The organism is Lysobacter sp. BMK333-48F3 (genome assembly GCF_019733395.1).
Taxonomy (GTDB): Bacteria; Pseudomonadota; Gammaproteobacteria; order Xanthomonadales; family Xanthomonadaceae; genus Lysobacter.
In genome coordinates this window covers 2268653-2292275 of record NZ_JAIHOO010000001.1, presented here as the reverse complement: position 1 = coordinate 2292275, position 23623 = coordinate 2268653, and the positions used below count along the sequence as shown (strand labels likewise).

25 protein-coding genes and 2 tRNA genes are annotated in these 23623 nt (G+C 70.4%); 12 read left to right on the top strand and 15 right to left on the bottom strand.

Annotation, left to right across the window (positions count from 1 at the left end; genetic code table 11):
- Position 1: 1 nt before the first annotated feature.
- On the bottom strand, positions 2–2515 hold the full coding sequence (locus K4L06_RS09715; RefSeq protein ID WP_221671201.1) for an FtsX-like permease family protein: 2514 nt from the start codon (positions 2513–2515) through the stop codon (positions 2–4).
- Positions 2512–3276 (bottom strand): ABC transporter ATP-binding protein, encoded by a 765-nt coding sequence (locus K4L06_RS09710; protein ID WP_255595041.1) that lies wholly within the window; start codon positions 3274–3276, stop codon positions 2512–2514. Before K4L06_RS09710 ends, K4L06_RS09715 begins: the two co-directional genes overlap by 4 nt.
- An 86-nt stretch (positions 3277–3362) precedes the next feature.
- Here K4L06_RS09710 and K4L06_RS09705 point away from each other — a divergent pair, with 86 nt between their 5' ends.
- Positions 3363–4082: an arylesterase gene (locus K4L06_RS09705; protein WP_221671200.1), complete on the top strand. Its 720-nt coding sequence runs from the start codon at positions 3363–3365 to the stop codon at positions 4080–4082.
- A gap of 37 nt (positions 4083–4119) precedes the next feature.
- Here K4L06_RS09705 and K4L06_RS09700 read toward each other — a convergent pair whose 3' ends face one another.
- The 7 genes from K4L06_RS09700 to K4L06_RS09670 all read right to left on the bottom strand — a co-directional run bounded on the left by K4L06_RS09700 (position 4120) and on the right by K4L06_RS09670 (position 9746).
- Positions 4120–4890 carry a Crp/Fnr family transcriptional regulator gene (locus tag K4L06_RS09700; RefSeq protein WP_221671199.1) on the bottom strand — a complete coding sequence of 257 codons (771 nt, stop codon included), beginning with the start codon at positions 4888–4890 and terminating at the stop codon, positions 4120–4122.
- A 283-nt stretch (positions 4891–5173) separates the two neighbouring features.
- Entirely contained in the window at positions 5174–5509 is a 336-nt protein-coding gene (locus tag K4L06_RS09695) for a RebB family R body protein (protein WP_221671198.1), read from the bottom strand.
- Between the two features lie 113 nt (positions 5510–5622).
- Complete coding sequence (locus K4L06_RS09690; RefSeq protein WP_064747070.1) at positions 5623–5943, bottom strand: RebB family R body protein; 321 nt, start codon at positions 5941–5943, stop codon at positions 5623–5625.
- Positions 5944–6021: 78 nt separating this feature from the next.
- Positions 6022–6759, bottom strand: a complete 738-nt coding sequence (locus K4L06_RS09685) for a hypothetical protein (RefSeq protein WP_221671197.1) — start codon at positions 6757–6759, stop codon at positions 6022–6024.
- Positions 6759–6986: a hypothetical protein gene (locus tag K4L06_RS09680; protein ID WP_221671196.1), complete on the bottom strand. Its 228-nt coding sequence runs from the start codon at positions 6984–6986 to the stop codon at positions 6759–6761. Before K4L06_RS09680 ends, K4L06_RS09685 begins: the two co-directional genes overlap by 1 nt.
- A gap of 48 nt (positions 6987–7034) precedes the next feature.
- Positions 7035–9254, bottom strand: a complete 2220-nt coding sequence (locus K4L06_RS09675; RefSeq protein WP_221671195.1) for a hypothetical protein — start codon at positions 9252–9254, stop codon at positions 7035–7037.
- Between the two features lie 33 nt (positions 9255–9287).
- A complete protein-coding gene (locus K4L06_RS09670; RefSeq protein WP_221671194.1) occupies positions 9288–9746 on the bottom strand; it encodes a hypothetical protein in 459 nt (152 codons plus the stop codon).
- Between K4L06_RS09670 and K4L06_RS09665 the strand changes: the two genes are divergently transcribed.
- Entirely contained in the window at positions 9745–10269 is a 525-nt protein-coding gene (locus K4L06_RS09665; protein ID WP_221671193.1) for a hypothetical protein, read from the top strand. The genes K4L06_RS09670 and K4L06_RS09665 overlap by 2 nt on opposite strands.
- On the opposite strand, the gene K4L06_RS09660 is transcribed toward K4L06_RS09665, so the two are convergent.
- The 4 genes from K4L06_RS09660 to K4L06_RS09645 form a co-directional block, all read right to left on the bottom strand.
- Positions 10244–10483 (bottom strand): RebB family R body protein, encoded by a 240-nt coding sequence (locus tag K4L06_RS09660; protein ID WP_221671192.1) that lies wholly within the window; start codon positions 10481–10483, stop codon positions 10244–10246. The genes K4L06_RS09665 and K4L06_RS09660 overlap by 26 nt on opposite strands.
- A 150-nt stretch (positions 10484–10633) precedes the next feature.
- Positions 10634–11188 (bottom strand): sigma-70 family RNA polymerase sigma factor, encoded by a 555-nt coding sequence (locus K4L06_RS09655; RefSeq protein ID WP_221671191.1) that lies wholly within the window; start codon positions 11186–11188, stop codon positions 10634–10636.
- A 307-nt stretch (positions 11189–11495) separates the two neighbouring features.
- The gene (locus K4L06_RS09650) at positions 11496–11981 is read right to left on the bottom strand and encodes a hypothetical protein (protein WP_221671190.1); all 486 of its coding nucleotides are present in this window, start codon (positions 11979–11981) and stop codon (positions 11496–11498) included.
- Positions 11978–12568, bottom strand: a complete 591-nt coding sequence (locus tag K4L06_RS09645) for a sigma-70 family RNA polymerase sigma factor (RefSeq protein WP_221671189.1) — start codon at positions 12566–12568, stop codon at positions 11978–11980. The genes K4L06_RS09650 and K4L06_RS09645 overlap by 4 nt, the downstream gene beginning before the upstream one ends.
- 185 nt (positions 12569–12753) lie before the next feature.
- On the opposite strand from K4L06_RS09645, the gene K4L06_RS09640 reads away from it, so the two are divergent.
- Both K4L06_RS09640 and K4L06_RS09635 read left to right on the top strand, forming a co-directional pair.
- The gene (locus K4L06_RS09640; RefSeq protein WP_221671188.1) at positions 12754–13080 is read left to right on the top strand and encodes a DUF6249 domain-containing protein; all 327 of its coding nucleotides are present in this window, start codon (positions 12754–12756) and stop codon (positions 13078–13080) included.
- A gap of 121 nt (positions 13081–13201) precedes the next feature.
- Complete coding sequence (locus tag K4L06_RS09635; RefSeq protein ID WP_221671187.1) at positions 13202–14194, top strand: polysaccharide deacetylase family protein; 993 nt, start codon at positions 13202–13204, stop codon at positions 14192–14194.
- A gap of 243 nt (positions 14195–14437) precedes the next feature.
- Here K4L06_RS09635 and K4L06_RS09630 read toward each other — a convergent pair whose 3' ends face one another.
- Positions 14438–14872: an Lrp/AsnC family transcriptional regulator gene (locus K4L06_RS09630; protein ID WP_221671186.1), complete on the bottom strand. Its 435-nt coding sequence runs from the start codon at positions 14870–14872 to the stop codon at positions 14438–14440.
- Positions 14873–14998: 126 nt separating this feature from the next.
- Here K4L06_RS09630 and K4L06_RS09625 point away from each other — a divergent pair, with 126 nt between their 5' ends.
- The 7 genes from K4L06_RS09625 to K4L06_RS09595 all read left to right on the top strand — a co-directional run bounded on the left by K4L06_RS09625 (position 14999) and on the right by K4L06_RS09595 (position 20792).
- Complete coding sequence (locus K4L06_RS09625; RefSeq protein WP_221671185.1) at positions 14999–15580, top strand: cysteine hydrolase family protein; 582 nt, start codon at positions 14999–15001, stop codon at positions 15578–15580.
- A 775-nt stretch (positions 15581–16355) separates the two neighbouring features.
- Positions 16356–16425: transfer RNA gene (locus K4L06_RS09620), tRNA-OTHER, on the top strand.
- A gap of 2 nt (positions 16426–16427) precedes the next feature.
- Positions 16428–16498: transfer RNA gene (locus K4L06_RS09615), tRNA-OTHER, on the top strand.
- A 368-nt stretch (positions 16499–16866) separates the two neighbouring features.
- Complete coding sequence (locus K4L06_RS09610) at positions 16867–17997, top strand: slipin family protein (protein ID WP_221671184.1); 1131 nt, start codon at positions 16867–16869, stop codon at positions 17995–17997.
- A 248-nt stretch (positions 17998–18245) separates the two neighbouring features.
- Positions 18246–19007, top strand: coding sequence for a hypothetical protein (locus K4L06_RS09605; protein WP_221671183.1), 762 nt, complete (start codon positions 18246–18248; stop codon positions 19005–19007).
- A gap of 1 nt (position 19008) precedes the next feature.
- Positions 19009–20229 (top strand): RtcB family protein, encoded by a 1221-nt coding sequence (locus K4L06_RS09600; RefSeq protein ID WP_221671182.1) that lies wholly within the window; start codon positions 19009–19011, stop codon positions 20227–20229.
- Positions 20230–20513: 284 nt separating this feature from the next.
- The gene (locus K4L06_RS09595; RefSeq protein ID WP_221671181.1) at positions 20514–20792 is read left to right on the top strand and encodes a hypothetical protein; all 279 of its coding nucleotides are present in this window, start codon (positions 20514–20516) and stop codon (positions 20790–20792) included.
- A gap of 157 nt (positions 20793–20949) precedes the next feature.
- On the opposite strand, the gene K4L06_RS09590 is transcribed toward K4L06_RS09595, so the two are convergent.
- A complete protein-coding gene (locus K4L06_RS09590) occupies positions 20950–21870 on the bottom strand; it encodes a DMT family transporter (protein WP_221671180.1) in 921 nt (306 codons plus the stop codon).
- 273 nt (positions 21871–22143) lie between these two features.
- Here K4L06_RS09590 and K4L06_RS09585 point away from each other — a divergent pair, with 273 nt between their 5' ends.
- Positions 22144–23571, top strand: a complete 1428-nt coding sequence (locus K4L06_RS09585; protein ID WP_221671179.1) for a PLP-dependent aminotransferase family protein — start codon at positions 22144–22146, stop codon at positions 23569–23571.
- Positions 23572–23623: the final 52 nt, after the last annotated feature.

The following is a 23623-nucleotide window of genomic DNA, read 5'->3' as shown; positions in this document are numbered from 1 at the left end:
TTCAGCCCTGCAATTCGCGCAGGGTCACCGACGGCGGCGCGTCGAGCACGCGCCGGGTCGCGAACAGGCCGGCCAGCAGCGCCGCGAGCACGCCGGCGCCGGCGCCGGCCGCGGCCATGCGCCCATCGAACTGCCACGGCAGATCGAACACCTGCACCGCGACCACCCCGGCCAGCACCGAGGCCGCGATCGCCGCGGTCAGTCCCGACAACAGGCCGATCGCGGCGAACTCCGAGGCCTGGGCCAAGCGCAACTGGCGGCGGCTGCCGCCGAGCACCCGCATCACCCCGCCTTCGAGCAGGCGCTCGTCCTGGCTGGCGCTGACCGCGGCCATCAGCACCAGCAGGCCGGCGGCGAGCGAGAAGTAGAACACCACCTCGACCACGGTCGAGACCTGGTCGGCGGTGTTGCGCACCTGCTTGAGTACCTGCTCGATGTCGATCACCGACAGGTTGGGGAAGCGCTCGACCAGTTCGGAGGTGAAGCGGGTCCGCGCCGGCGGCACGCTGATCGCGGTGATGTAGCTGGCCGCGTAACCGTCCATCGAGCCCGGCGAGGCGATCACGAAGAAGTTCGGCCGGAAGCTTTCCCAGTCGACCTTGCGCAGGCTGGTGATGCGCGCCTCGAACAACTGCCCGGCGATGTCGAACGCGACCGTGTCGCCGACCTTCCAGCCCAGCGTCTCGGCGAAGCTTTCCTCGACCGACACCTCCGGCGCGGTCAGGCGCTGCGGCGCCCAGAACCTGCCGTCGACGATCTTGTTGTCGGCGCGCAGACGGTCGGCCACCGACAGATTGAACTCGCGCTCGGCCAGTTGCTTGGCGCGGTCGCCGCGTTCGGCGTAGTCGGCGCCGGTGACCGGCTTGCCGTTGTGCTCGGTCAGGCGGCCGCGGATCATCGGGAACATCGTCGGCGCCGCCAGCCCCTGGTCGGCGACGAAGCGGCGCAGGTCGGCGACCTGGTCCTGCTGCACGTTGATGATGAAGCGGTTCGGCGCATCGGCCGACAAGGCCAGTTGCCAGCGGTCGAGCAGATCGGTGCGGACGAAGGTCAGCAGCAGCAGCGCCATCAGCCCCAGTCCCAAGGCCGAGATCTGGGCGATGCTGGTGCCGGCGCGGCGGCTGACGTTGGCCAGGCCGTAGCGCAGACTGCCGCGCAGGCGCGAACGCAAGCGGCGCACCACCACGATCAAGCCCCAGGCCAGCAGCGCCAGCACCGCCAGGGTCGCGGCAATGCCGCCGAGCATGGCCGCGCCGAGGGCGGCCGAACCGGCTTTCCACCACAGCAGGCCGCCGAGGCCGAGCAGGCCGGCGATCGCGACCAGCCAGGCGCTGGGCTCGGTCGGGTCGAGGTCGCGGCGCAGCACGCGCAGGGCCGGCACCCGGCGCAGCGCCAATACCGGCGGCGCGCCGAACGCGAGCAGCACCACCAGGCCCACGCCCAGGCCCTGCAGCGCCGGCAACCAGCCGGCGCCCGGGATCGACATCTTCAGCGCCTGCTCCAGCCAGCCGCCGATCGCCCATTGCAAGGCGAACGCCAGGCCGACGCCGATCGCGCTGGCGATCAGGCCCAGCAACAGCATTTCGCCGACATGGATGCCGACCAGGCGACGCTGGCTGGCGCCGAGGCAACGCATCACCGCGGTGCCGGACAGATGGCGTTCGCTGTGCCGGCGCGCGGCCATCGCCACCGCCACCGCCGCCAGCACCACCGACACCAGCGCGGCCAGGCCGAGGAAGCGGCCGGCGCGGTCCAGCGCCGAGCGCACTTCCGGGCGCGCGTCGGCGATCGTCTCCAGGCGCTGGCCGCGGCCGAGCGCGGGCTTGGCCGCGGCGACGAAGCCTTCGACCGCGCCGGGCGCGCCGGCCACCACCAGGCGGTAGCGGATCCGGCTGCCGGGCTGGATCAACCCGGTCGACGGCAAATCGGCCAGGTTGAGGAATACCTTGGGCGCGATATTGAAATAGTCCAGCGACGCGTCCGGCTCCTGGGTCACCAGCGCCGCCAGGCGCAGACGCGCATCGCCGATCGCGATCTGCTGGCCGATCTGCGCGCCGAGGGTGTCGGCGCCGGCGCGGCTCATCCACACCGTACCGCGCGCCGGCACGCCGTCGGCGTCGCGCTCGACGCCGCCGGCGCGCTCGGCGATGCGGAAACTGCCGCGCAACGGGAAGCCCTGGCCGAGCGCGCGCAGGTCGCCGAGCTGCAGGCGCTCGCCGACCCGGATCATGGTCTGCAGTTCGGTGGCTTCGGCGCGGCGCAACTGCGGCACGCTGGCCGCTGCGCGCAGCTTGCCGGCGATCGGCTGGTCGGCGCGGATCACCGCGTCGCCGCCGAGCAGGCGGTTGGCTTCGATCGCCAAGGCGCGCTCGGCGCGGTCGGTGACGAAGCCGACCGCGGTCACCGCCAGCACCGCGACGATCAGCGCGGTCAGCAGGATGCGCACGTCGCCGGCCTTGAGGTCGCGGCGCAGCTGCCGCCAGGCCATCGCCAGGGTGGTGGCGGCGCCGTTCATCCCTGCACCAGCCGGCCGCTGTCCAGGCGCAGGCGGCGATGGCAGCGCGCGGCCAGGTGATCGTCGTGGGTCACCAGCACCAGGGTGGTGCCGGCGTCGGCGTTGAGTTCGAACAGCAGCTCGATGATCGCCTGGCCGGTGTGGGTGTCGAGGTTGCCGGTGGGTTCGTCGGCGAACAGCAGCGACGGCCGGGTGACGAAGGCGCGCGCCAGGGCCACGCGCTGTTGTTCGCCGCCGGACAGTTGGCGCGGATAGTGATCCAGGCGCTGGCCGAGCCCGACCTTGGCCAGGATCGCCTGCGCCGGCGCGCGCGCGTCGCGATCGCCGCGCAGCTCCAGCGGCAGCATCACGTTCTCCAGCGCGGTCAGCGAGGGCAGCAGTTGGAAACTCTGGAACACGAAGCCGACCTTTTCGCTGCGCACCCGCGCGCGGCCGTCCTCGTCCAGCGCGGAGATCGCTTCGCCGTCGAGCAGTACCCGGCCGCTGCTGGGCGAATCCAGCCCGGCCATCAGCGACAGCAAGGTGCTCTTGCCCGAACCCGAGGCGCCGACGATCGCCACGCTGTCGCCCTTGGCGATCGAAAAGCCGACCGCATCGAGGATGGTCAGCTCGCCCGAAGGCAGGCTCACGGTCTTGCCCAGCCGCTCGACCTGCAGGGTCGGCGTGGTCGCGCGCGCGGCGGCGTCTTCGGCCGCGTCCGCGTCGGCGCTTTTGGCGATGGAATCGGCCATGATCGTATCGGCCAGGTGGGAAGCTGCCATGATCGCCCTTATGTTTGCCCTTGCGGTCGCCTCGCCGCATCTTCGGGAGACGTTATTAAATGATTCTTAAGAACCCTGTCGGGTCCATGAAGTCACGGTCCAGGCAACGATATGCGGGATCGGGCCGCCGCGTTCAATGGCCGCGCGCCCTGACCGCCGCGCTGCTCGCGCTCGGCCTGGCCGCGTCCGGCCTGCCCACGACGGGGATGGCCCAGCCCGCGCCGCGCGCGGCGGCCGCCGCGCCGGCGGCCAAGGCCGCGCGCAGCGTGCTGGTGATGGGCGATTCGCTGTCCGCCGGCTACGGCCTGGCCGCGTCGCAGGGCTGGGTCGCGCTGACCGCCGAGCGCGTCGCCCGCAGCCGTCCGGGCTGGAAAGTGGTCAACGCAAGCGTCAGCGGCGAGACCACCGCCGGCGGCGCGGCGCGCATCGGCGGCGAACTGCAGCGCAACCGTCCGTCGGTGGTGGTGATCGAGCTGGGCGCCAACGACGGCCTGCGCGGCCTGCAACTGGCGCAAAGCCGGGCCAACCTGGAACGGATGATCCTCGCCGCCAAGGCCGCCAAGGCCCAGGTGCTGCTGATCGGCATGCGCATGCCGCCCAACCTGGGCAAGGAATACACCGCCGGCTTCGAGCGCAATTACCGCGAACTGTCGCGCCAGCACGGCACCGCGCTGCTGCCGTTCCTGCTCGAGCCGATCGCGCTCGACCGCAACGCCTTCCAGGCCGACAACCTGCATCCGATCGCCAGCGCCCAGCCCAAACTGCGCGACCACGTCTGGACCGCGCTGGGGCCGATGCTGAAGTGAGCCGAGGCGAGTCGGCGGCCGGCGCGGCGCAGCCGCGTCAGGCGCTGCGCCGCGAGACCGCCGAGCGCGCGCGCTGCTGCGCCGGGCGCTCGGTTTCGCGGCCGAGATAGGCCTTGCAGCGGAACTGATCGATATCGTTGATGCGCAGGATGTTGCGCTTGCGGCTGACCAGGCCGCTGCGGTGCCAGGTCTGCAATTGCGCGTTCAACTTCGGCCGGCTGGCGTTGACCATCGCCGCCAGGATGCTCTGGGTCGGCGGCAAGGCGACTTCGAAGTCCTCGCCGCGCGCATGCGGCTGGGTGCGCATCAGCGACAGCAGATAGCGCGCCAGGCGCGATTCGAGCCGGTGCAGGCACATGGTTTCCAGGCTCTCGACCGCGTGGCGCAGGCGCAGGCACAGCGAGGCGTGGGCGCGCTCCAGCACCATCGCATCGGCGGTCAGCAGCGGAAAATGCCGGCGCGCCAGCAGCAGCACCCGGGTCGGGCTGTAGGCCACCGCGGTGAAGGTGTGCGGATGCGCATCCAGCAGCGGCGTCTCGTCGACGGTTTCGCCGCTTTCGATCGTATCGACGATCAGCTCCTGCCCGTCCGGCCCGTACAGCAGCTTGTAGATGCGGCCATGGACGATGAAGGCGAGGAAGTCGCTGGGATCGTTCTTGAAGAACAGCGCGTCGCCTTCTTCCAGGTTGACTTCGCTGGCGTGACGGGCGATCTGGTCGAGCAGCGCCGGCGGCAAGCCGCGCAGCAGGCTGCAGCGATCCAGTCCCCAGCGCCTGCGCCGGACCGCGACGCCGTCGTCGGCGCTCATGCCCATAGCGGGTACCGCGCGGCCGTCGATGCGGCCACGAGACGGCCGCGGCAGCGGCCGGTTGCGGATTCCATAACGCCCCCCTTGGTGTTTCGTCTGCCTTCGACGCCCGCAGCGAGGACGTCATCCGGCGGCCGGGACTGAGCGATCGAAGCCCAGCGATCGAAGCTGGACGACGCAGGCCCGGCGATCGGCTCGGCATCGCCGCGGCGCGCGCCTGCGCGCCGGTGCGGGAGCCGTAACGATGCCGGCGCCGTAGCGGACCGGCATCGCTTGGCGCTGCTTACGAGCCGTACGGCGACTTGAACGCCTTCAGCACGGTCATCAGGCTGGTCAGGTTGTCGGCCACGCCGGTCTGGGCGATCTTCTCGGTCGCGCCCGCGGCGGCGGTGGTGTCGACGGTGTAGATCTGCATCACGCCCTGGTTGGCGGCGGCCTGCGACAGCGAGTTCTGCTGCTGCTGCGCCGACACCGCGTTCTCGAACAGGATGCTGGTGGAGTGCGCGGCGGCCTGGAACATCGAGCCCATCGCGAAGGCCGGCGCTTCGCCGACGACCTTGACGTTGGACTGGGTGACGGCGTCGGTGATCTGATTGTTGACTGCGGTAGGGTAAGCCATAACAAGGTCCTCTATTGGCGATTAGCGAAAAACGGATCGGACGCGGACGCCGGCGGTAGCCGAACTTCCTGACCGGCGCCCTGCGGCCGATCTAAACGGTCGGACCGTTCGGCTTACTTGAACGCGTTGAGCACGGTCAGCAGGCTGGTCAGGTTGTCGGACACGCCGGTCTGGGCGACCTTCTCGGTGGCGCCGGCGGCGGCGGTGGTGTCGACGGTGTAGATCTGCATCACGCCCTGGTTGGTCGCGGCCTGCGACAGCGTGTTCTGCTGCTGCTGCGCCGACACCGCGTTCTCGAACAGGATGCTGGTCGAGTGCGCCATCGACTGGTAGATCGAGCCCATCGCGAAGGCGGGCGCTTCGCCGATGACCTTGACGTTGGACTGGGTGACGGCATCGGTGATTTGGTCGTTGACGGCGGTCGGGAAAGCCATGTTGAACTCCTTGAAGTGGTGTACGGCCCATGCCGTACGTTGGTTAGTAACGAAGCGTCTATCGCGTTGTGAATCCGATCATGGCGCCGTGCCGGCGTTGTTTTGATTGTTGTTCGGATCGGGTTTCGCGGCGTTTTTTGCGGCGCCGCCCTGGTTTTCCGGCCCGGATCGCGATGGCTCCGAGGGATCGGAATCTGCTTGCCCCGGCAGCAGTCCCTTGCTGCGCGCGGCTTCGATGACGGATTGCAGCTGCTGCGCCAGCGGCGCGAACTGCTGCTGGAAGCAAGTGTCGACTTCGGCCCGGATCAGCCGTTGCAGCTGGTGCGCGAACTGCGCCAGCGGCGGCTGCACCGACTCGTCGCCGACCCGCGGCTTGGGCAGGCGCAGGTCTTCCAGCGAGGTGGCGCGCTCGACCGCGCCGAGGATGTTGGCTTCGGCTTCGCGTTCGGATTGGGTCGCGCTGCGCACCGTGTCCTGGGTGCGGGCGAGGCCTTGCTGGATCACTTTCTGGATCCGTTCGCGGCCGGCGTCGACCGCGCTGACCGCCTTGGCCTGCACCGCCGTGGCGGAATCCGGCGCGCGCGTCGGCGCGGCGCCGGCGGCGTTCGACGCGCTCAGCAGGCCCGCGACCTGGCGGCATTTCTCCGCGTCCAACTGCAAGCCGAACCACTTCTGCGCGAACACGCCGATCTGGTGGTCCAGCTCGCTCGGCGTCTCGGCGACCGGCGCGGGCGCGGGCGCAGGCGCGGCCGCGGGCGCGGCCGGCGGCGGCGCGGGCGACGCGATCGGCTGCGCGGTCTGCTCGGTACGCGCCATCAGTGCAGCCCCAGTTGCGTGGCCAGCCGTCCCAGCGTCGCGCGCATGTCGGGCTGGCGCAGCCGCGCGCACACCGCGTCGGCCAGCCTCGCATCGTCCGGCCCGACATCGGCCTGGTTCGCCGCGGCCGGCGACGGCGCGCGCTCCGGCGCTGCCGCGGCCGGCGCGCGCGGATCGAACAGCCCCTCCAGTTCCATGTGCAGCAGGCAGCGCAGATTCTCGTCCATGGCCAACTCCGGTCTTACAAGGGATTCGATACGCAATGCGGTTGCCGATCAGGCCGGCGCGGCATCGCGCGTGACGGTGACGACCGAGCCCGGCGCCTTGTAGCCGGCGATGGTCGCGGTGCGGGTGCGCGGGTCGGCGGCGACGGCCAACGGGCCGACGCTGGTCTGCCAGTACGCCGCGGCGACGGCGCCGACCAGCTGCTGCAGCTGCGCGCCGACCTGGCTCTGCGCGCCGGCGTCCAGCGGCACCAGCGCATAGGCCAGCAGCAGCACCGTGCGCAGGAAGGCCTCCTGGACGTCGCTCTGCACCGCGCCCTGGCCGCCGCTGCCGAGCAGGTAGGCGCGCCAGTTGATGAACAGGTTCAAGGCCCGCGCCAGGGCGGCGAACCACAGGCTGCGCAAGGCGCTGCCGCCGGCCATCGCCTCGACCAGGGCGGAGAAGGCGGCGTAGCCCTGGTCCGCGCTCAACGCCGGGCCGATCGGCGCCAGCGCCGCCGCCAGCATCGGCTGCAGCACGCCCTGGCCCTGGCTCAGCAGGTCGGCGAGCGAATCGGCGCCGCGCACCAGTTCCATCAGGGCATCGAGCTGCGCCGGGGCCAACGCCTGCAATCCGAACAGCATCAGCCGGTCGCTCAGGGCCTGCAGCGCATCGGTGTCGACATAGCCCAGACGGCCGCCTGGCGCCGGCTCGAAGGCATCGAAGGCGACGGCCTGCAGACGGGTGTCGAAGGCGAACAGCGGATACCGGGCGGCGAAGTAGCTTCGACCGTCGGCGGCCGGGCCGAGCCGGAAGCCGAACGGGGCCTGGGTCGCGGCCAATGTCGCGTAAGCGCTGGCCGGTGCCGTCGCCGTGCCCGCCGCGGTGGCGGAACCGGCCGGGGCCGCCGCATCGGCGGCGTCCGCGCCCGGCAGCGGCCGATCCAGCGCCTCGCACAGCGCCATGGTGTCGCGCCGGCCGGCCTGCGCGACCAAGGCGCGGCAGGGTTCGCTGTCGGCGCGGTAGCGGCGCAGCGCCAAACCGTCGAGGCTCAGCGTGGCGTCGCGGAACAGAGCGTCGAACACGCCCGCCGCGGTATCGCCGCGCTCCAGCGCCTGCGCGGCCGACATCTGGCCGGCATAGGCGCGATAGAAGCCGGCGTCCGGCAACTGCCGCGCATAAGCCATGGCATAGCCGATCGCCGAACGCTGATCGGTGGCCACGCCGGCGCCGGCGCCGCAATCCACCCGGTTGCACAATTGCAACGCACGCGCTCCGGCGGCGGCGCCGAAGTACTGGGTCAGCGTCGCCGATTGCCGGTCGAGGAAATCCAGCCATTGGCGGTAGTCCTCGCTCCCGCCGCCGCTCAGGTCGATCCCGATCAGCTCGCTCAGGCTCGGGTCTTCGAACAGCGGCAGGATCCGGGTCCGCAATCGCTCGCCCAGCGTGCCCGCCGCGCCGGGCGCGACCCGCACCAGCAGCTTGTACGCGGTCTGGCGAACGCCGTTATAGGCAGCGACCACCGCATTGGCGGCCTCGACCTGGTCGACGCCGACGCCGATCTGGGCATGCACGACGCCCTGCTGCTCCAGGCTGCGCAGGCTCATCGCGATCGATTGCAGATAGCGCGTTTCGCCCCCGGGCGTGGCGCGCAGACGGCGCAGCGCCAGCGAGCGCGCGCGGCAGGCGTCTTCGAACGGCGTGTAGGCGCCGGCGTCGTAGATCCGCCGGTTGAACTCGTCCAGGGCCGGCAGCAGGGCCTGCAACGATCGCGCCGCGCCGTCGGCCGGCGCCCGCCTTTGCAGGCGCTCGAGCGCGCGGCGCACGCTGCGGTACAGCACCGGGTCGGTCGCGGCCGCAGCCGCCGCCGACGCCAATCCGAGCGGCCCGGCCAGGCACTGGCATGCCACGTACAGATTCTCGGCAGCGCATTCGCCGCGCCGGTAGCGCCGGCGATCGGCGCTGGCGGCCAGCGCGGCCAGCGGGTTGCGCCGCTCCATCGAGCGCAGCGCGCCGACCAACAAGGCCAGTTGGCCGCGCGCGCGCTGCCCGCCGTCGCCGCCGCCGCCGAACAGGCCGACCAGCGACAACGGCAGGCCCTGCACCACCTCGACCGTGGCCCGCACTTCGGCCTGGCTGTCCGCGTCCCGGCGGCGATAGCTCACCGGCAGGATCAGCGACGCGCTCGCGGTCGCCGCCGGCGCGTCGACCGGCAGGATCGCTTCCAGACGGCTGCGGTAGTCGAAGCGGTAGCGCGGCAATTCGATCGCGGGCAAAGCGAAGTAGGCCATGGCCGGGTCCTGTCAAAGCGGTAGGCGCAGCGCCTAGCTCTTGCGGTTCTGCAGCAGCGAGGAGTACTTGGAGATGCTCTGGTCGATGCGGTCGATGGCGAAGCTGGCCGACTCCGCCTCCATCGCGCCGGACGCGGCGGCGACCGCGGCGGCGGCGCCCATCAGGATCTCGGTGGCGAGGATGCCCAGCGCGTCTTCGGCGGCCTTTTCCAGCTGGCCTTCGACCAGGTCCTGGGTCAGCTGCTTCATCAGCATGCCTTGCGCCGCCAGGGTGATCTTGCTGATGCCGTCGAAGTAGCCGGCGGCCGACTGCGCGACCAGGCCCGCGGCCTGGCTGATCATCATGTCCGGCGCGATCGCGATCTGCGACGGCGCGTAGGACGCGGTTTCGGCATTGGTGAACTGCACCGCCTGGACGATCTGCTGGTTCAAGGAATCGGTCGGCGGCGGCGCCGCCGCGTCGGCCTGGCCGACGGCGCGATCGCGGGCCATGCTCAACGGCGACTTGGGCGCCGCGGCGGCGGAACCGGAGCCGCTATCGGACGTCGACCCGCCGCTGCCGCTGCTGCCGCCACTTCCATTGCCACTGCCGCCGCTTCCGCTTCCGCTACCGCTGCCGCCATTGCCTGCGCCCGCCGGCGAACCGCCGCCGCTCGCCGCAGCGCCGCTGGTGCCGGTGCCGCTCGCCGCAGTACCGCTGGCGCCGCTGCCGGCGGCGGCAGCGCTCGCGCCATCGGCCGCTGCGGCGGCGGGCGCCGCGGCCGCCGGCGTCGCCGCCGCCTCGGTCGCGGCGTCCGCCGCAGGTGCGGGCGACGCCGCGGCGCCGGGGGTGGTCGCCGCGGCCGGCGATGCCGGTGCGGCGGCCGTCGTGGCGGCTGCGGGCGCAGCGGCCGCCGGCGGCGTCTTCTTCTTGCCGAACCATCTCATCGCTGTTCTCCCGCGTTATCGGTTCGCCACGGCGAATGCGCGCCGGATCGGCGTTGCGCGCGTCACGACTTCTCCCCGATCGACATGATCAGCGCGACCGCCTTGGACACTACCGCCGTCGAGATCTGGTTCAGGGCCTGCTGGCTGTACACCGCGTTCTGCAGCGAAAGCCCGGCCGAATGGCTGGATACCTGGTACAGCGAGGCGATCGCTTGCGCGGGCGCTTCGGCGACGACTTTTACGTTGGTCTGGGTGACTGCATCGGTGATCTGCGAATTGACGGGAGTATCGGGAGCGGCCATGAGCCTGTCCTTGATCGGTCGGTGGAGGAAACGTCTGCAGGACCGACGTCCTGAGCCGCATGACGGTGTCGCGTGGGTCTAACGGGTGGAACGCAGCCCCTGGCGGCTTGTGAAGCCGGAAGCCGCGGCTTGTCGCCGAATCGGGGGGGCTCAGTCGCCGACCGCGCTGCGCAGCCGATTGCGCAACAGTTCCACCCGCTTGCGCGCCAGGGGCTGGTTGATGTGCAGGCGCGCGGCGATTTCCGGGTACGGCAGGTCGTCGATGAATCGGTAGGCGAACAGACGGCGCTGCTCGCGGCTCATCTTCGATACCGCGACGATCACCCGGTCGAGCTGCTCGTCCAGCTCGAGTTGCTGCAGCGCCGACAGGCCGTCGTGGGCGAAGCCGGCGGCATCGCTGTCGATGTCGCGGTTGCGGTCGAAGACTTCGCGGTCGCGGTTGCGTTGGCGCACGCTGTCGAGAAAGACATGGCGCATGACCACGAACAGGATTCCGCACGGGTCGGTGATCGTCTGCGGCGAATTGCGCATGAACAGCCATGCCTTCATCGCGGTATTGCCGAGCAACTCCTCGGCGCGGTCGCGCTGGCCTTCGGCGAAACGCCGCGCGCGCGCTTCCAGTTCGGGCAGATTCTCGCGCCAGGCGACGGTGAACATCGCATCGGCCGCAGCGTAACCGCCCTGTTCGATTTCGTTACGTTCCATCACTCGCCTCTCCTGTGTCGAGCACGTGAGGCGAGTCTGGTTAGGGGGTCGGGGGATAGCTGTTACTTGGGTGACACGCGCCTGCCGGCTCCGGCACGGAACTGCGTACCCCGTCGCGGTACGCGATTTCCATGCCGATCGCGGTCCGCAGTCGGCGCGCATCGGCGCGCGCGTGCGCGGTGCGGCAAGCGCCGGCGCACGCGTGCGCGCGCGTGCGGACAAAGCCGTCGCGCTTCACCAAACGCTTGTGTGGCGCGGCACAGCGTGCGGCCGCACGGACGCGGCCGCAGCAGATCCGCGATCGCGCTCAGGCGGCGCGGGCGGAGGCCTGGCCCCGGCCGACGCTGCGCATCGCGCCGTCCCAGCCCCAGGTCACGATGCAGCAGGCGGCCACCACCAGGCCCCAGGACAGGCTGCCGTCGGGCAGCAGGCCGGCGGCGGAAGCGAACGCCGGCAGCCATTGCGCACTGCCGAGCGCGGCCACCGCCAAGCCGGTGGCCACCAGCGCGGCCAGCAACCCCTGCTGCAGCCAGCGTTCGAGCCGGTCGTTGCCCTGCGCCGCGGTTTGCGCGCGACGCGCGACCTGCTCGGCGAAGCCGTAGGGGATCGGCTCCATCACCGGCGCGCGCAGCGCCCGGCTGAGCAGCCGGTACTGGGCCAGGCGCGGGTCGTCGGCCTCCATCGGCGCGCCGGCGCGCTCATCGCGCAGCGCCCGTTCCTGCAGCCGCCACTCGCTGGCGACGGCGGGATCGCGGTCATCGGAAGGATCGAACGGAGGCGGCGTGCGGTTCATGCGAATTCTCCCAACCGGGCTTCCAGGCGCTGGCGCAGCCGCGCCCGGGTTCGGAACAGGTGGCTTTTGATCGTACCTTCGGCGAGGCCGGTCATCGCGGCGATCTCGCCGATCGGCAGTTCTTCCAGGTGATACAGGGTCAACAAGGTGCGTTGCAACGGCGGCAGGGCCTCGATCTCGGCGTGCAGGCCGGCGGCGATCTCTTCGTCGGCGCAGGCCGCCTCCAGGTCGAAGCCGTCGCTGACGCTGTCCAGCGGCGACAGCGCGTCCTCGTCGTCGGCGGCCTCCACGATCGGGATCCGCTTGCGCTCCAGATGGCGCTTGGCCACCGAATAGGCGACCTGGCCGATCCAGGACTTGAGCGGGCTCTCGTGCCGGTACTGGTGCAGGCACTGGTGCACGCGCAGGAACGCCTCCTGGCACAGCTCGCGGGTATCGTCCGGGTGCCGGACCATGCGTTGGATGATGTGCCAGCACAGGCCCTGGTACTCGCGCACCAGGCGCTCGAACGCGCCCGGGGCGCGCTCGAGCACGGCGCTCACCAGCAGGCGGTCGGGATGGTCGGGACGGTCGGATTCGCCGGTCATCCCATCGAGGATGCGGGCATGGCGGGATCGGTTGCAGTGACTTCGATACCCGGCCAAATATGACACACGACATATCGAACACGTGACGCCGGGCGGTTCCCGGGCCCGCCGGATCGGCTGCAACCGATCCCGGCCCGGCCGTATCTCTTGCCTCGAACCCACCCAACCCACCGCCGAGGCGCCCCATGGATGTCGAAGTCCTGATTCCGATCACCCTGTTCATCTGCATCGTCATGGCGATCAAGATCGCCGTCGAGGCGCGCTTCCGCAGCAAGCTGCTGTCCACCGGCGGCGCCGACGAGCTGCTGCGCTCGATGGCCCGCGACGAAGACCAGCGCCGCCGCCACGGCGCGCTGCGCTGGGGCATCGTCCTGGTCCTGCTGGCCGCCGCGTTCGGCATCATCGAGGGCGCCGGCTGGCGCGAAGTCACCCCGGGCATGGTCGCGGTGCTGCTGGCGGCCTGCGGCCTGGGCAACCTGGCGTACTACTTCATCTCGCGCCGGCTGGGCTGACGCGACCGCCATCGCAAGCCAGGCGGACCGCGGTCGACACTCGCCGCGGTCTTGCCGCAGTTCGCTAGGCATGGGGCTCCGGCGCGGCGATGATCGCCGCGTCGTCCGCCGAGAACGCCGCATGCGTCCGTTTCCGTCCGTCGCGGCCCCGTGGGGCCGTGCTGCGATCCTGAGCCTGATCCTGAGTCTTGCCGCCGCGGCCGGCGCGGTCGCCGCGCCGCCGCCGGACCGGCGCCTCGCCCTGACCGTCGACGACCTGCCCTGGGTGCCCTTGCCCGAGGTTCCCACCGCCGAGGTCCTGCCCGGACACCGGCGCCTGGTCGCAGCGGTCGCCCGCGCCGGCGTGCCGGTGGTCGGCTTCGTCAACGAAGGCAAGCTCGAAGACCGCGGCCGGATCGATCCCGAGCGCCTGCAGATGCTGCGCGACTGGCGCGATGCCGGAGCCGAACTCGGCAACCACAGCTACGGCCATTCCGACCTGCACGCGGTCGGGCTGGCGGCCTACCAGGCCGACATCCTGCGCGGCGAGCGTCAGCTCAAGGCGCTGACGGACGAGAAGTCGCAGCCGGCTCCGCGCTGGTTCCGCCATCCCTATCTGCGCGCGGGCCGCAGCGTCGAGGACAAGGCCGCCCTGCAGGCTTTTCTCGCCGAGCACGGCTACCGCATCGCCCCGGTAACGGTCGACAACGCCGACTGGATCTGGGCCGGGGCCTACCTGCGCCTGGACCAGCGCGGCGACGCCCGGCTCAAGGCGCGCCTGCGCCGCGACTACCTGCGCTACATGGGCGCCAAGCTCGACTACTACGAGCGGCAATCGATCGCCCTGCTCGGCTACAACCTGCCGCAGGTGTGGCTGATCCACGCCAACCTGCTCAACGCCGACGCCTACGGCGAGCTGATCGCGATGGCGCGCAAGCGCGGCTACCGTTTCGTCGGCCTCGACGAAGCGCTGCGCGACCGCGCCTACCAGCGCGCCGACGCCTACCTCGGCCCGGCCGGGCCGAGCTGGCTGCACCGCTGGGCGATCGGCGAACGCAAACCGCCGACGTTCTTCGCCGGCGAACCGGAAACCCCGGACTGGGTGTTGAACCTGGCCGGGGTGGAGTCGGAGTAGCGGGCCCAGTCGCAGGAGCGGCGATCCGTGGACGCGACGACAGGACGGTTACGCCGCCCCCCCAAACAGCCGTCATGCCCGCGAAGGCGGGCATCCAGAGACTTCAGAGCGACATCGCGGTGAAGCCCTGGGTTCCCGCCTTCGCGGGAACGACGATGGGCAGGTTTCGTCGCGAACGTTACGCAACGGACTCACCGCGCCCCCAACAGCCGTCATGCCCGCGAAGGCGGGCATCCAGGGCACTCAGCCCCGCTCCAACGCGGTGCGCAGCACCGGCAGCGTGGTCACGTCGTCCACGCCCTTCAAGGCCGCGACCCGCTCGCGCAGGTCCGCCAGTTCGCCGGGGCCGGCGGTTTCCACCAGCACCATCAGGTCGATCTCGCCGGCGACGCTGTGGATCGCGCGCACTTGCGGCAACACGATCAGCGGCGGCACTACGTCGTCGCAGCTGAAGCCTTCGCCGTAACGCAGCAGCAGCCAGGCGCGCAACGGATCCCCGCCGCTGCCCAGGCGCAGCGTGTACTGGGCGATCACCCCGGCCGACTCCAGCCGCTGCAGGCGCTCCTGCACCGAACTGCGCGCCAGTCCGACCGCCTTGGCCAGGGCGACGGTCGACAGACGGGCGTTGTCCTGCAGCAGGGCGATCAGCTTGCGGTCGGTGTCGTCGAGGGTCTTCATGGTCGCAATGCGGGGCGCGGTGGGAAGGCGCGTCGGCCTGGCCGGCATTTTGCCGGGTTGAGACCGGCCGGCGCGAGCGCCCACAGTGGCGTCTCGACCAACGCCGCCCCGCAGGAGAGCAGCCCGATGTCCGACCTCGCTTCCGCTGCCCTGGCTTCTGCCGCAATGATCCCGATCGACGTGCAGCGCGGTTTCGACTTTCCGCCCTGGGGCGCGCGCAACAACCCGGCGATGGAAGCCAACGGCCGACGCCTGCTCGCCGCCTGGCGCGAAACCGGCCGGCCGCTGATCCATGTCCGCCACGACTCGGTCCTGCCCGATTCGACCCTGCACCCCTCGCATCCGGGCAACGATTTTCGCGAAGGCTTCGAACCGCTGCCGGACGAGCCGCTGGTGACCAAGTCGGTCAACGCCGCCTTCATCGGCACCGATCTGGACCTGCGCCTGCGCCGCCTCGGCGTCGACACGGTGGTGCTGTTCGGCATCAGCACCGACATGTGCGTATCGACCACCGCGCGGGTCGCGGCCAATCTGGGCTATCGCGTGCTGGTCGTCGGCGACGCCTGCTTCTGCTTCGACCTGGTCGATGCCGAAGGCCGGCGCATCGATGCCGACACCGTCAGCCGCGCGCATCTGGCGACCCTGCACGCGGAGTTCGCCGAAGTCGTCGACACCCAGGCCTTGTTGTCGCGCCTTCGCGCGGACTGAAACGGAACGCAGCGCGGTCGAGCACGATGTCGCGCATCGGCCGCACCGACGGCCGACTTCCGACTCGACTCGCCATCGTCGCCGCGTGATGCTCGCGCTTGATGTGCGATGCGCGTGCAGCGCCTACGCCCCAACACACATCGCACTTGCATTCGTCCGCTCATGCGGCGACGAACGGTCTTGCATAACGAATTTCTCACGAGTATCGTGCGCCTCCATCGTCCTCGCGACGCAATCTCCAACGACCGCCTTCCCATGTTCATCCACTCCGACATCGCCATGCAGAACGCGCCGCGGCCACTGTGCCTCGGGTCGTTCGACTGCGCCTCGTCGAAGCGCGGTCGCCACCAGGAACTGCACACGCCGGATTGATCTCCCGCCCATGGGAGGTCGGTCGCCCCGATCTCCCGAGGACAGCGAACGCCCTCGGACTCCACTCCGGGGGCGTTTTCGTTTCAGCGCTCGCAAAGGGAAACACTCGAGAACCGCCGGAAACGGCAGGATTTCCGCCATTCCAGACGCCCCGAAGCATCCGAGAGGAAAGGGGACAGGCCAATGAGGCGCATCAGCGCCGTGCTCCGGTGCTTCGGCACGGGCCGCGCGTAGGGAATCGCAGAACAGGGGCGCTTGCGCCCGAACGCATTGCCGCTTGGCGACAGGCGGCAATACGAAGCATCCGCAAGGCCAGGACTACAGCGGTACGGGTTCGTTCCCGTCCGGTGCGCGCGGCTGTGCCGTGGCGTATGCCGAAGTCCGCGTCGGGATGTTTCTCAGTGACGATAGCTCAGTAGGTTAGAGCGGCGACGCGAGTCGCAGGTCGCCGGTTCGAGTCCGGCTCGTCTCCACTTGGATATAGCTCAGTTCGGTTAGAGCGCAGCATCCGTGCTGTTGTCGCGGGTTCGACTCCCGCTGTCCACCGTCCTTTCACGACGGCTTAGAAACAGGAACGAAAGTTCCGCACCAGGAAACGCCCTCAGCGGCGTTCCGCAACGCGCCGCCGGCCTGGGGCGCGCCAAGGAACACCGCAACGGCGACGATGCCGGACCCGCGTCCTCGACGCGGTCTGCGGTACGGCGCCCGCCCGCAGCGACAGGGAACGTCGCCGCGGCGGGCCGGTACCGGCCCCGCAGGCAGCACGCCGGCCCCGCAGCGACGACGTCGGGGGCGTTTCCACTTATTCCGCGGCGCGCGCCAACGCGCCGCCCACCACGCCCGGCGACGAACCGATTCGGTCGCTGCGGCAGCTCACCACGGATCGGATCACCGGAACGACAAGGAGACTCATCATGTTCTGGATCAAGAAGGTCGTGGTCGGCGATGCCGAGCGCGTCCTGGTGTACCGCAACCGCCGCATCGAGCGCGTGCTCGGTCCCGGCGTGCACAAGCTGACCGACTTCGGCAACGAACTCGAGCTGACCGTCCACGCCATCGTCCAGCCGCAATACAGCGGCAACGACGGCGAGGCGCTGATTGCCGGCCTGGCCGAGCGCCTGTACGACGACTTCGTCCTGGCCGACATCGGCAGCGACGAGGTCGGCCTGATGCTGCGCAACGGCCGCATCGCCGATGTGCTCAATCCCGGCACTCGCCGCCTGTACTGGAAGGGCCTGGGCCAGGTGAAGATCCGCGCGATCGCGCTGGGCGAGGGCCTGGAGATCGAGCGCGAGATCGTCGACGGCCTGCGCCAGATCGGTTGGCTGGAGCGCGTCGCCGTCGCCGGCAACGTGCCCTCCGAGTCCGCCGGCCTGTTGTTCGTCGACGGCACCCTGGTGCGCGAACTGGCGCCGGGCGCGTACGCGTTCTGGAACCTGCGCAAGAACGTCGCGGTCGAGACCGTGGAGCTGCGCGTACAGGCGATGGAGGTATCGGGCCAGGAGCTGCTGACCCGCGACAAGGTCTCCTTGCGCGTCAACCTGGCCGCGAGCCTGCGCGTGACCGACCCGGTCGCCGCGCGCACCCGCGTCGCCAAGTACGCCGAGCATGTCTACCGCGAGCTGCAGTACGGCTTGCGCAAGGCGGTGTCGGCCAAGAGCCTGGACGAGCTGCTCGGCGACAAGGCCTCGCTCGACGCCGACATCTTCGGCTACGTGCGCGGCCAGGTCGGCCAGTTCGGCATCGAGGTGCTCGGCGTGGGCGTCAAGGACGTGATCCTGCCGGGCGAGATGAAGGAGATCCTCAACGGCGTGGTGCAGGCGGAAAAGACGGCGCAGGCTAACGTGATCCGCCGCCGCGAGGAGGCGAACGCGACCCGCAGCCTGCTCAACACCGCCAAGCTGATCGAGGACAGCCCGGTGCTGATGCGGCTCAAGGAGCTCGAGGCGCTGGAGAAGATCACCGAGAAGATCGACAAGTTGACCGTGTTCGGCGGTCTGGAGGGAGTCATGAAGCAACTGGTCAGCCTCAAGGGCCACGGCTGAAAGCAGGACCGGGCGGCGCCGCCGTCCGGATTCCGATAGCGCCGGGGCCGCAAGCCCATTACGCACGCCGCTCCTGCGGGAGCGGCCAGCGTCGCCGTGCGCGCAGCGCCGGCGACGGACTATCGGACCAAACGACTATGCGCAACGACATGTACAAAGTGATCGTCGAACGACCGCGTCGCGGCGGCGGCCCCCAGGCCCGCACGCGCCCGCCGCGCGATCCCGAGGATCATCCCCGTCAAGAGGGCATGAAACACCGCCACAGCAATCGCAAGTGGCTCAACGAAAACCTCAATCCGCTCAAACGCTACCTCGACCGGCAGGTCGGGCGACGCTGGGACTTCGTCTATTCGGAGCTGTGCCAGCGCGTCGACCGGCGCAACACCGTGCAACAGCACATCCACCAGCACATCGACGATTTCGTCGCGATGCGCGTGCAGCGCATCGACGGCGAACTGCAGGCGATGCGCCGCTACGGCGGCCTGACGGCCTTGGCCGAATCCTGGCACGATCTGTACGTGTGCCCGGACAGCGGTTGCCTGATGCGCAACGAAGCGGCGCTGCGCGCACAGATCGAACGCAAGCGGGCTCATGCCCGGGCGGTCCAGCTGCGCCAACGCGGCCTGGAGCCGGACGTGCGCAAGCTCGGGCCGACCGCCCAACTGCGCCGTATCGATGGCGTCTGGTATGCGATCGAACTGGCGCCCGTGCCGCCGGCGTGGCAGCGCCAGCCCCGGCACGGCCCGCACGCCACCGTGCGGGCGTTCGCCTACGACGCGGTGCTCGGCCGACAGGCGAGCGAGTGCAAGGGACGGCGCGAAAGCCTGTACGGTCGCGCCGACCTGTACGCGCAGCGCAAACGACAGCTGGGACGGGCGGAGTTGCTCGAACACGGATTGAACAACGACGACCTGCCGGACGCCTACGACGCGCCCGCTCCACGCCGCCCGCGTCGCGCGGGCAAGTACCGCGGACCGATCCGTACCGGCGCACTGCACAAGGAACACTGACATGAGTACATCAAGCTACGAACTGCTGCACGCCGAGGAAGGCTCGGTCCCGGTCAAGGGATGGGTGCGCGGGGTCGCGGTCGACGAAGGGGCGCGGCGGCAGCTGCGCAACCTCGCCGCCCTGCCCCACGTCGGCCCCTGGATCGCGGTGATGCCCGACGCTCACTTGGGCAAGGGCGCGACCGTGGGCTCGGTGGTGCCGACCCGCGGCGCGATCATCCCGGCCGCGGTCGGCGTCGACCTGGGTTGCGGCATGGCCGCGGTGCGCACCAGCCTGCGCGCCAAGGACCTGCCCGACAGCCTGGCCAAGCTGCGCTCGGCGATCGAGCACTGCGTCCCGGTCGGCAACGGCCGCGGCGGCGAACACCGCCGCCTGCCCGACAGCCACGCCACCCGCCTGGCCAAGTCCGGGCTGGCGACGCGGCTGGACGCGATCCACGCCAAGCACCGCAAGCTGCGCACCGACAAGCTCGACAAGCAGATCGGCACGCTCGGCGGCGGCAACCACTTCATCGAGGTCTGCCTGGACGAGGCCGGCGCGGTGTGGGTGATGCTGCACTCCGGCTCGCGCGGCACCGGCAACCTGATCGGCAGCTACTTCATCGAGCTGGCGCGGATCAAGCTGGAACGGCGCGTGCTCGGCTTCCATCTGCCGGACAAGGACTTGGCCTTCCTGCTCGAAGGCGAGCCGCTGTTCGAGGACTACGTCGAGGCGGTCGGTTGGGCGCAGGACTACGCCCGCCACAACCGCGAAGCGATGATGGAACGGGTGCTGCACGCGATGCGGATCCAGTTGCCGAAGTTCCAGTTGGAGAAGACCGCGGTCAACTGCCACCACAACTACGTCCAGCGCGAGCAGCACTTCGGCGAATCGCTGTGGGTGACCCGCAAGGGCGCGGTCAGCGCCCGCGAGGGCGAGCTCGGCATCATCCCCGGCAGCATGGGCGCGCGCAGCTACATCGTGCGCGGCAAGGGCAATGCGGACAGCTTCCACAGCTGCAGCCACGGCGCCGGCCGGCTGATGAGCCGCGCCGAGGCGCGGCGGACGATCAGCCTCAAACAGCACCGCGAGGCCACGGCCCACGTGGAATGCCGCAAGGACGCGGCGGTCATCGACGAATCGCCGGCAGCGTACAAGCCGATCGAGGCGGTGATGGCGGCGCAGTCCGACCTGGTCGAGGTGGTCCACACCTTGCGCCAAGTGGTCTGCATCAAGGGTTGAGCGCGCAGGTCGCGCTCGCGGCGCCGCCCGCCTGGGCGGCGCTTTTTTGTTTGCGCGGCCGTGACGGTACGCACGTCGATTCAGGATGCCGCGCACTCGTGGTTCAGCTTGGCATCGCAATGCGCGCGTGACCGCGGCCGATATGAAAGCTTCCCGCCTCGCCGCTTTGCGTGTTTGCGACTGGGTTCGCGCTCGCCGTGTGCGTTGGCCGCGGTTCGCCGCGCCCTTCTTCACGCAAAGACGATATCGTCCGGATGCAAGAGCAATGCCAACGGATTTCGCCCATGACGCATACGGATGTCGATTGGCTCTGCGCGGCGCCGCCGCTGCGGTCGTTTCAAGGCGCCGATCCGGGCGCGGACGGCTCGATTCCGCACCGGGTGCGCGAACTGGCGATCGCCTACGGCCTGGGTGCGCGCGCCCATCACGGCGAACGCCATTGGGAAGACATCTGCGATCAGCTCGCCGCCGGTTGGGAACGCCTGTGCGGGCGCGAACCGGTGCCGTGGGCGCGGGTCGAGTCCGACGTCGAAGGCGCCTGGCGGCTGGTCCAGACCGGCTGAGCGAATCTGCCGGGCGGAGCGCCCGGCCGCACGACGCCGATAAAGTCCCCGCCGGCGCATCCTTGCGCGGCGAGCGGCAAGCCCGCTGATCCGCGTCGAGAGCGGACCGGGTCGAGTAAAGCGTTTGCAGACATGCCTGGGGCCCGATCGGCTTCGCTCAGGCCCGCGCCGGCCGCGCCCGGCGCCACTGCCATTTCAGATTCACCCCGAGCGTGCCGAGCACGATCAAGGCCACGCCCAGGCGCTGCACCGGCGCCAGCGCGTGGCCGTAGATCAGATAGTCCAGCAGCAGCGCGATCACCGGATAGATGAAGGCGACCACCGCGATCGTCGCCACCTGCAGGCGCGGGTAGGACGAATAGAACAGCACGTAGCACACGCCGCTGTGGATCAGGCCCAGGCCGGCCAGCCAGAACCAGTGCGAGCCGGGCTTCCACACCGCGGCGTAGTCGGCCAGCGGCGCCAGCATCAGCACCCCGACCAGGCACTGGATCAGCACCACCGCCAGCGGCCGTTCGCGGCTGATCTTGCGCGACAGCAACAGCGAGGCGCCGCACAGGATCGCGGCGACGAAGGTCAGGCCGACGCCGATCAGATAGCCGCTGCCGGCGCTGCTCCAGAGCTTGAACGGATCGGCCGAGCACAGCACGCCGACGAAGGCGATCGCGGTCCAGCCCAGGTCGGCGGCGCGGGTGCGTTCGCCGTAGAACAGCGCCGCCATGCCCAGGACCACGAACGGGAAGAAGTGATAGACCATGGTCGCCACGCCGATCGACGAGCGCGCCATGCCGGCAAACAGGGCGACCCAGTTCAGCACCAGCAGCACGCCGCTGACGATCGCCGAGCGGATCAGCGCGCGTTCGCCGAGCAGGCCGCGGAACAGGCCGCGCGCGCTGCCCCAGGCGATCAGGAACACGCAGCCGAACACGCAGCGGAACAGCACCGCGGTGATCGCGTCCTGGCCGCTCTCGTGGACGAACACGCCGACCGAACCGATCAGCAACTCGGCGACCAGCAACTGGATCAGGGCGCCGCGCGAATCGGCGGCGGGCGCGGCGGAGGCGGCGACGGTGCTCATGGGCGGCGGGGCGCGGGGCGCCTGGAACGGCGGGGAAAACCAGGGTAGGCCGGCGCTGCGGACCGATACAGATTCAGTTAGGATCGATTTCGACCGGTACAGATTTACTCTTGTCTCCCTCTACCGCTTGCGGCGACCGCAGGAAGTGCAGAGCCGAGAGGGCCGGGTGAGGGCAGCTCACGGGCGCTGGGATTTCTCGAACGCTTGCCAGCCCTCACCCCAACCCCTCTCCCGCAAGCGGGAGAGGGGCTTCGATCATTGCGAGGCTCAGGAATGTCCCAGGACTTGCTCTACGAACGCCTGGCCGAGCGCATGCGCCGGCAGATCCAGCGCGGCGTGCTGCGCGCCGGCGAGCGCCTGCCCTCGCTGCGCCGGCTCGGCCGCGACCAGCGCATCAGCCTGGCCACCGCGGTCGAGGCCTACCAACAACTCGAGCGCGAAGGCCTGATCGAGGCGCGTCCGCGCTCGGGCTACTACGTGCGCGCGGCCAGCGCGCCGGTGCCGCGCGCCGGGCGCATGCGCCACCTCGCGCGCGCGCCGATGCCGGTGCGCAACCCGGCCCTGCTCGGCGTGCTCGACGTGCAGGCGCGCCACGACCTGGTGCCGCTGCATTCGGCCTCGCCGGCGATGTCGCTGCTGCCCAACGCCGCGCTCGCCGCTTCGGTGACCCGCGCCCTGCGCCGCGATCCGGACACCGCGCTCAACTACGCGCCGCCGCAGGGCCTGCGCCCGCTGCGCGAACTGATCGCCCAGCGCTACGGCCAGTGCGGTGTGGAGCTGGACCCGGACGAGATCGTGATCACCGCCGGCGCGATGGAGGCGATCAGCCTGACCCTGCGCAGCCTGACCCGCCCCGGCGATATCGTCATCCTGGAAACGCCGACCTATCACGGCCTGCTGCAGGCGGTGGCCGCGCACGGCCTGCGGGTGCTGGAAATCCCCAACCGCCCCGGCGTCGGCATCGACCCGGCGCACGCGCGCGAACTGCTGGAACGGCATGCGGTGCGCGCGGCCTTGCTGATCCCGAACTTCAACAATCCGCTCGGCAGCCTCACCAGCGAGGCGGCCAAGCGCGAACTGGTCGCCGCCTGCGCCGCCCACGGCACCATCGTCATCGAAGACGACCTGTACGGCGAACTGGCGTACTCCGGCCAGCGGCCTTCGCCGATGCGGCGCTACGACGACGGCGAGCACGTGGTGGTGTGCGGCTCGTATTCGAAGATGCTCTCGCCCGGCCTGCGCGTCGGCTGGATGACCGGCGGCCGCCGCACCGCCGAACTGCTGCGCACCAAGAGCTTCTCCACCGTGGCCACCGCGGCGTTGCCGCAGATGGCCTTGATCGACTACCTGGCCCGCCACGACATGGAGCGCGGCCTGCGCCGCTTGCGGCGCGCCCTGGCCGACAACGCCCAGGCCTATCGCCAGGCCGTGCTCGAGCACTGGCCCGACGGCACCTGCGTGGCCGAGCCCGCCGGCGGCCTGACCCTGTGGGTGGAGCTGCCCGAACGGGTCGAAGGCCAGGCCCTGTTCGAAGCCGCGCTGGCCGCCGGCATCGGCATCCTACCCGGGCATCTGTTCTCCAATCGCGGCGACTACCGTCACCACGTCCGGCTCAGCTGCGGCTACCCGTTGGACGCGCGCATGAGCGCGGCGATGCGTTCCTTGGGCGAGATGGCCAAGCGCCTGAGCCGGCGGCCCTAGGCCGCTGCGCGCGGCGCGGCGGAACCCAAAAGAAAACGGGCCGCAAGGCGGC